The 7,586-nt window shown below is 73.2% G+C and carries 7 protein-coding genes; 3 read left to right on the plus strand and 4 right to left on the minus strand.

The features are described 5' to 3' along the window. Positions 1–385, minus strand: a 385-nt coding sequence (locus QZ433_RS08120) for a PRC-barrel domain-containing protein (RefSeq protein ID WP_295781724.1), incomplete at its 3' end; no start/stop codon positions are given. Between the two features lie 71 nt (positions 386–456). Here QZ433_RS08120 and QZ433_RS08125 point away from each other — a divergent pair. Together QZ433_RS08125 and QZ433_RS08130 are read left to right on the plus strand one after the other, a co-directional pair. Continuing rightward, positions 457–1,218 carry a general stress protein gene (locus QZ433_RS08125; protein WP_295781725.1) on the plus strand — a complete coding sequence of 254 codons (762 nt, stop codon included), beginning with the start codon at positions 457–459 and terminating at the stop codon, positions 1,216–1,218. 59 nt (positions 1,219–1,277) lie between these two features. After that, on the plus strand, positions 1,278–1,883 hold the full coding sequence (locus QZ433_RS08130) for an alpha/beta family hydrolase (protein WP_295781735.1): 606 nt from the start codon (positions 1,278–1,280) through the stop codon (positions 1,881–1,883). Positions 1,884–2,006: 123 nt separating this feature from the next. On the opposite strand, the gene QZ433_RS08135 is transcribed toward QZ433_RS08130, so the two are convergent. The 3 genes from QZ433_RS08135 to QZ433_RS08145 all read right to left on the minus strand — a co-directional run bounded on the left by QZ433_RS08135 (position 2,007) and on the right by QZ433_RS08145 (position 6,342). Then, entirely contained in the window at positions 2,007–3,788 is a 1,782-nt protein-coding gene (locus QZ433_RS08135) for a gamma-glutamyltransferase (protein ID WP_295781728.1), read from the minus strand. Then, complete coding sequence (locus tag QZ433_RS08140; RefSeq protein ID WP_295781730.1) at positions 3,785–5,218, minus strand: aminopeptidase P family protein; 1,434 nt, start codon at positions 5,216–5,218, stop codon at positions 3,785–3,787. Before QZ433_RS08140 ends, QZ433_RS08135 begins: the two co-directional genes overlap by 4 nt. A gap of 95 nt (positions 5,219–5,313) precedes the next feature. Next, positions 5,314–6,342, minus strand: coding sequence for an endonuclease/exonuclease/phosphatase family protein (locus QZ433_RS08145; RefSeq protein WP_295781731.1), 1,029 nt, complete (start codon positions 6,340–6,342; stop codon positions 5,314–5,316). A gap of 105 nt (positions 6,343–6,447) precedes the next feature. Here QZ433_RS08145 and QZ433_RS08150 point away from each other — a divergent pair, with 105 nt between their 5' ends. Continuing rightward, positions 6,448–7,308 carry a PHP domain-containing protein gene (locus QZ433_RS08150; RefSeq protein WP_295781733.1) on the plus strand — a complete coding sequence of 287 codons (861 nt, stop codon included), beginning with the start codon at positions 6,448–6,450 and terminating at the stop codon, positions 7,306–7,308. The last annotated feature ends 278 nt before the right edge of the window (positions 7,309–7,586 follow it).

Genomic DNA, 7,586 nt, shown 5'->3' on the forward strand with positions numbered 1-7,586 from the left:
CGGACGCGTCACCTCGATACAGGCCGGTCAGGTCATTACTACCGGCCTCATCAACGTGCGTCGTTTCCAGCAGCGCGGCGACGAGGCTCACGCGACGCCCGAGCATCTCGGCCATCACGCGCACCTCGCCGCCGCGCTGCTGGAAGCGGCGCACGTTGATGAGGCCGGTCGTGATGACCTGCCCCGCCTGGATCGAGGTGACGCGCCCGATGGACACGAACACATGTCGTCGGCCCGGGATCTCGACGACGAGGCCCACGACGCGCGGTGCGGCGGAGGCGCGGTAGATCACCACGACGTCGCGCACCCGGCCCAGGCGGTCTCCCGCCGGGTCGAACACCGTGCAGCCCGCCAAGCGGGCGACGAAAACCCTCTGCGTGCTCACCGGTACAGCGTAGTCCGCACCTCGTCGGCAACACCTCGGGAATGGTCAGGCGCGCGTGACAGGATGATGAAATGACTATGTTCGCGCAGCGTCCGGGTGCCGGCCGCGACGAGGTCGGCGAGAAGATCGCCTCCTTCCCCACGTACGAGCAGGCGCAGAAGGCCGTCTCGTCGCTCATCGCCGCCGAGGTGCCCGCGCGCGACATCGCGATCGTGGGATCGGGCCTGCGCTCGATCGAGCGGATCACCGGGAAGCTCGGCTACGCCACGGCGGCCCGCTCGGGTGCGCTGAACGGTCTCATGCTCGGCCTGCTGTTCGCGTTCATCTTCGTGCTCGGCACGCCGACCGCGCAGATCTCGGCCTTCATCGGCGTGCTGCTGATCGGCATGGCCCTGGGCATGCTGCTCAGCCTGGGCACGTACTCGATCGTCCGTCGCCGTCGCGACTTCGCCTCGGTCATGCAGGTCGCCGCCGACCACTACGACGTGTGCGTCGCCGCGACGAGCGTGCACAAGGCGCGCGGCGTCCTGGGCCCCACCGGTACGTCCGCGCGGACCACGGTGTCGCGCCCCGCCGCCGACGCCACGCCCCCGCAGTACGGTGAGCGGCGCCCCGCGGGGCAGGTCGCGCCGCCGCGCCCTCCGGCGCCCTCGGCCGCCCCCGGCTCCACACCGCGCGACGACGAGCCGCCTCGGTACGGCGAGCGGATCGCCCCGAAGACTCCCGTCGCCGAGGCGCCGATCGTCGACGCGGGCGGTTCCGACCGCACCGATTCCGACGCACCCGCGGACCGCCGCGACACCGGGGCGGACGACACCCCCGCCCCGCGGTGACCCCTCAGCCCGTCCGCATCGCCGTCGAGCTGCCGGCGGGCCCCACCGAGGTGTCGGGGATGTGGTCCGCCCCCGCACGGCCGACCGTCACCGTGGCCCTCGCCCACGGCGCCGGTGCCGGAATGGAGCACCCGTTCCTCGCCGGGCTGTCCGACGCCCTGACGGCCGACGGCGTGGCCGTGCTGCGCTTCGTGTTCCCCTACGTCGAAGCGGGACGACGGATGCCGGGCCCCGCCGCCCACGCGGTGGCGACCTGGCGCGGGGTCGAGGCCTGGCTCGCCGCCCACGCGCCGGGCCCCTACACGGCGGTGGGCAAATCGTACGGCGGGCGCATGGCATCCGTCGCCGCCGCCGAAGGCGTCATCGCCCCCGCACGACTCGTCTACCTGGGATACCCGCTTCACCCGCCGGGTCGCCCGGACAAGCCCCGCGCCGAGCACCTGCCCGCGATCGCCGTGCCGCAGTTGTTCGTCGAGGGCACGAACGATCCGTTCATCGACCCGCGGGAGCAGTTCGACGAGGTGGTCGCTTCGTGCCAGGACGCCCGCGTCCACGGGATCGAGGGCGGCAACCACTCGTTCGAGGTCAGGGGCGCGCGACGGCCGGCGGACGAGATCGGTGCGGGCCTCGCGGGGGTGGTCGGCGCGTTCGCCCGCGGGCGGTGAGTGCCTCAGCGCCCTGCCGCGTCGTCCGGTGCGCCGCGCGGGTGAGCCCCGACGCGGGACGGCCTCAGCGTCCGGCTGCGTAGCCCTGCGCCGCGCGGGTGTGAGCCCCGACGCGGGGCGGCCTCAGCGTCCGGCCGCGTAGCCCTGCGCGCCGCGCGGGTTGGCCGCGGCCCACAGCAGGCCCTCGGCGTCGCGTCCCACGGCGCTGACGCGCCCGAGCGCCCAGTCGCCCGCGCGGCGGACGCGGTGGCCGCGCTGCGCGAGCGCGGTGATGACGTCGTCGCCCAGGCGGTCCTCGACGGCCGCGCCGGCAGGCACCCACGTGCGCGGCCAGAACGAGTCGATGAGGGCCGTGGTGTTGAGCGTCGGTGCGTCGATCGCCTGCTGGGCGGTGTGGCCGCCCACGAGCATGCGCAGCAGTACCGGCAGCTGCCATTGGTCCTGCTGATCGCCGCCGGGGGAGCCGATCGCGATCACCTCGTCGCCGCGCGAGAGCAGCGTCGGGGTGAGGGTCGTCCGCGGGCGTCGCCCGGGAGTGAGGGATGCCGGGTGCCCGGGCACCAGCCAGGTCGCCTGCAGGCGCGTGCCCAGGCAGAACCCCAGCGCGGGGACCGTCGGCGACGATTGCAGCCAGCCGCCCGACGGGGTGGCCGAGACGACGTTGCCCCACCGGTCGATGACGTCGATGTGGCACGTGTCTCCGCGCGTCTGCCCCGACCGGTCGACCGTGGGTTCGCCGGTGGACCCGTCCGCCGAGGAGCGGTCGGTGCGCAGCGGCGGCAGGCGCGGTGCGCGGCCGTCCGGCGAGCCCGGGCGCAGCTGATCGGATGCCGTGGGGCCGATGAGCGCGCGTCGCGCCGAGACGTATGCGTCGGCGAGCAGGTCGTCCGCGTCGACCGCGCCGTCGCCGTCGCCGAACCAGGCGTCGCGGTCGGCGTAGGCCAGCTTCTGCGCCTCGAGCAGCAGATGCGCTCCCTCGGCCGTGGACGGGTCGAGCAGGGCGTCCTCAGCGTCGTCCAGCAGGCGCAGCGTGTGCAGCAGCGCGGGCCCCTGCGTCCACGCGCCCGCCTTGTAGACGTCCCACCCGCGGAATCGCGCCGACACCGCGGGCTCGTACCCGGCACGCCAGGAGCGGAGGTCGTCGGCATCCAGGATGCCGGCATGATCGGCCCCGTCGGCGTGACGGTGCGGGCGGGCCACGAACGCGGCGGCTTCGGGCAGCACCTCGGTCATCCACCGCTCGCGGGCGGCGTCGATGCGGGTCGTCCGGTCGGCAAGGCCGTCGCCGGCCGCGATGAGGGAGTCCAGGACGTCGGCCCACGCCGGGTTGCGCACGAGGGTGTCGGCCGCGGGCGGGGATCCGGTCGGCATCCACCTCTCGGCCGACGTCGGCCAGTGGTCGCGGAACAGCGCCGCGACCCGCGCGATGGTCGCGGCGGCGCCGGCGACGAGGGGGTGACCGCCGCGGGCGTAGCCGATCGCGAAGGCGAGGACGTCGGCGAGCTCCCACGTGCCGTGGTCGCGCAGCAGCAGCAGCCACGCGTCGACCGCCCCCGGGACGGCGGCCGCGAGCCCTCCTGCTCCGGGCACGAGGTCGAGGCCGCGCCCGGTGAAGTGCGCGATGTCGGCGCGCGCGGGTGCCGGCCCCTGGCCCATCAGCACGACCGGTTCGGCCGCACCCGCCGGGCGGATCAGCGCGACCAGATCGCCGCCGGGGCCGTTCAGGTGCGGTTCGACGATGTGCAGCACGAACGCCCCGGCCACGGCGGCGTCGAAGGCGTTGCCGCCGCGCTCGAGCACCGCCTGCGCGGTCGCGGTCGCGGTCCAGTGGGTCGAGGCGGACATGCCGAACGTCCCCCGCAGGGTGGGACGCGTCGTGAAGGATGCCGGGGGCGTGAACGTCATCGCTTCAGCCGGGCGATCCACTCCTCGACCTCGTCCGCGGTGCGGGGGATGCCGGCCGACAGGTTGACCGGGCCGTCCGCCGTCATCACGATGTCGTCCTCGATGCGGGCACCGATACCGCGGTACTCCTCGGGCACGGTCAGATCGTCGATCTGGAAGTACAGACCGGGCTCGATCGTGAACACCATGCCGGGCTCGAGCAGCCCGTCGTAGTACATGTCGCGGCGGGCCTGGGCGCAGTCGTGCACGTCGATGCCGAGGTGGTGGCTGGTGCCGTGGACCATGTAGCGGCGGTGCTGGCCGCCGCGGTCGGCATCCAGGGCCTCTTCGGCCGTCACGGGCAGCAGACCCCACTCGGCGACGCGGGAAGCGATGACCTCCATGGCGGCCTCGTGCAGTCGGCGGAACGGCACACCGACCTGGGCGGCGGCGAACGACGCGTCGGCGGCCTCGCGGACCGTCTCGTAGATGCGGCGCTGGATGTCGGTGAACGTGCCCGAGACGGGCAGCGTCCGGGTGATGTCGGCCGTGTACAGGCTGTCGACCTCGACGCCGGCGTCGAGCAGGATGAGGTCGCCCGGCTTCACGGGGCCGTCGTTGCGGGTCCAGTGCAGGTAGCAGGCGTGCGGTCCCGAGGCGGCGATCGTGTCGTAGCCGACGCTGTTGCCGTCGGACCGGGCGCGCTGGTGGAAGACCCCCTCGACGACGCGCTCTCCGCGCGGGTGCTCGATGATGCGGGGCAGCTCGGCGATGACGTCGTCGAAGCCGCGCCCGGTGACCTCGACGGCCAGGGCCATCTGCGCCAGCTCGTACTCGTCCTTGACCAGGCGCAGTTCCGACACGAAGCGCGTCACCTCGTCGTCGATGCCGACCGTGCGGTCGTCCGCCTCGGGCGAGAACGCGTCCAGATGCGCGGTGGTCAGGCCCAGGTCGGCGGCGACACCGTCGAGAGCGGGACGCGGGCCGATCCAGAATTCGCCGATCGTGGCATCCGAGTAGAACTCCGCCGTCGTGCGGTCGGCGCGCTCACGGAAGTACAGCACCGCCTCGTGTCCTTCGTCGCGCGGCTCGAAGACGAGCACGGCGTCGGGCTCGGCGTCGCTGCCCCACCCGGTGAGGTGCGAGAAGGCGGAGTGCGCGCGGAAGGGATAGTCGCAGTCGTTGCTGCGCTGCTTGAGTCCGCCCGCGGGGACGACCACCCGCTGGCCGGGGAAGGCCTTCGACACCTTCTCGCGACGACGGGCGGCCCAGGGGGCCTGCTCGCGCGCGGCGGGCAGCGACGCCGGGTGCTCGGCCCAGCCCGTCGAGATCGTGTCGAGGAAGCCCCGGGGGAACGGCGCCTTGCGATTGCTGGGGGCGACGGTCTCGGTCTGTTCGGCCTGGGGCTCGGCGGTCTGCGCGGTCGTGTCGCTGGGGGAGGGAGCGTCCATCGTTCCAGTCTCGCACTCGACGGCGTCGGGCGCACGGATGCCACGGCCCCGCCGCTCGAATCAGGGGTGGGGAGGAGGGGCGCGAGCCCCGGTCGTCAGCCGGCGGTGCGCTCGAGCTGCACGACGATGGGGCGGTGATCGCTGCCCGACCCGTCGAGGGAGCGCATGACGACGGAGCCCGACACGGTCCAGTCGGGCGTCGCCATGACGTGGTCGATCGGCGCGCCCAGCAGTGCCGGGGCGTCGGTGGGCCACGTGCCGACGCCGCCGTTGCCGCTCTCGGACGCCGCGTCGTGGCAGCGGCCCAGGGTGCCGCCGTCGATGCCCATGCCCGTCATGTGGTCCAGCGTGGCGTTGAAGTCGCCGGCGAGGATGACGTTGTCGGTGCCGCACTGATCGGCCAGCCACTGCAGGTCGCTGCGCCACTGCGGCATGTACTCCTGACGCGGAGCGACCGCGTGCGCCGCGACGATGATCGGGCCGTCCCCCGACACGGGCATCGCCACGGCGCTGGGGACGGTGGAGGTGTTGCTCGAACCGTCGAGCGAGGACTGGATCACCGAGTAGTCGCCCAGGCTCGGGCGGATCAGCACGGTCGTGGAGGTGGCATCCCATCCCGTGATGCCGTACTCGCCGTATTCGGCGTGATGCGCCCACATGGGTTGACCCATGTCGCGCATCATCTCGGCGACCTGCGCACCGGTGTCGATCGTGGTCTCGGGCAGCGTCACCACGTCGGCCTGCATGCCCACGGCGAACTTCGCGATCGACTCGGCCGAGGTCGCCGAGCCCGCGGTGTTCCACGTCATCACGCGCAGACTCGTCTCGGTCTTGGCCGGCAGGTCGCCGCCGAAGCCGCGGTCGGACAACAGGGCGACGTTGACGCCGCCCGAGACGCCGAAGATCAGCGCCAGTACCAAGGCCATGGCCCGCAACGGCCGGATGAACGCGAACAGCAGCATCAGCAATGTCGCGGCGACCAGAGCGGCCGCCAGCGGTGCGCGGAACGAGATGACCTGTGCGAGCGGATACGTGCGCTCGAGGCCGAACGCCGAGGGCCACGTGAGCACGGCGGCACCCGCCGCGAAGACGAGCGCGACCAGGAATCCGAGCAGTCGACGCACGCACTCGACCCTAGGCGAGCCGTCTGGGAGATCGGCGGATGCCGGCCGGGTGACGCCCGAAGGTCGCCGCCGCCTCCAGGGGGGTGAGGGCGATACGCTCGACGGATGCCGCACGATCGTCGCTTCGAGGGACCGACCGATCTGCACCTGCACTCCTCGCATTCCGACGGCACCGAACCGCCCGCCGAGGTGATGGCCGCCGCGCACCGCCACGGCGTGCGCACCGCCGCGCTGACCGATCACGACACGACCTCCGGCTGGGCGGAGGCCGCCGAGGCGGCGACGTCGCTGGGCATGACGTTCGTCCCCGGCATGGAACTGTCGGCGCGCCACCGCTGGCGAAGTGTCCACCTGCTCGCGTACCTCATCGATCCCGATGACACGGGACTGCGGGCGATGACCGACCGCATCCGCTCCTCGCGCCTCGACCGGGCCCAGATCATGGCGGAGCGGATCTCGCACGACTACGACATTGCGTGGGACGACATCGTCGCGCAGACCACCGACGGCGCCACCGTGGGCCGCCCGCACATCGCCGACGCGCTCGTCGCGCGGGGGATCGTCGCCGATCGCACCGAGGCCTTCGCCGGCATCCTGCATCCGTCCGGCGACTACTACGTCGCCCTGTACGCCCCGGACCCCGTGACCGCCGTCGAACTCGTCGTCGGAGCCGGGGGCGTGCCGATCGTCGCCCATCCGGCCGGACGCGCGCGGCTTCCCGACGGGGTGCTGCAGGCGATGCTGCGTGCGGGTCTGGCCGGGTTCGAGCTCGACCATCGGGAGAACCTGCCCGAGCCGACGGCCCTGCTCGCGGCGCTCGCTGCCGAACGCGACCTGATCGTCACAGGGTCGAGCGATTACCACGGCCTGGGCAAGCCCAACGTTCCGGGCGAGAACACGACGGCTGACGACATGGTCGCTCGGCTGTTCGCGCGGGGTCGGGGTTCGGCGCCGGTCTTCGCCTGAGGCGCGGGCGGCCGCATCGGCGCGAGTCGGGATGCCGGCGTGGGCCGGTGTGCTGGTGCGAGCCGGTGCGCTGGCGTGGGCCGGGGTAGTGGTGCCAGCCGCGATAAACGCCGTGCGTGATGAGAAACGCGCTCTCGGAGCGTTTCTCGACACGGGGAGCTTTTATCGCGGTGGGCGGGAGCGGATGGGGTACGGGGTGCGCGCCGGGCGGGGCGGAGGGGTGGATGCCGTCGCCCCGCGCGACGAGCGACGGCGCCGACCCCCGAGGGGATCGGCGC

Origin of the sequence: uncultured Microbacterium sp., from assembly GCF_913776565.1 — a bacterium.
In the GTDB taxonomy this organism is placed as follows: Bacteria; Actinomycetota; Actinomycetes; order Actinomycetales; family Microbacteriaceae; genus Microbacterium.

Coding starts and splice junctions, on each gene's coding strand:
- QZ433_RS08125 (WP_295781725.1), top strand. CDS start 457: ATGACTATGTTCGCGCAGCGTCCGGGTGCCGGCCGCGACGAGGTCGGC.
- QZ433_RS08130 (WP_295781735.1), top strand. CDS start 1,278: ATGTGGTCCGCCCCCGCACGGCCGACCGTCACCGTGGCCCTCGCCCAC.
- QZ433_RS08135 (WP_295781728.1), bottom strand. CDS start 3,788: ATGACGTTCACGCCCCCGGCATCCTTCACGACGCGTCCCACCCTGCGG.
- QZ433_RS08140 (WP_295781730.1), bottom strand. CDS start 5,218: ATGGACGCTCCCTCCCCCAGCGACACGACCGCGCAGACCGCCGAGCCC.
- QZ433_RS08150 (WP_295781733.1), top strand. CDS start 6,448: ATGCCGCACGATCGTCGCTTCGAGGGACCGACCGATCTGCACCTGCAC.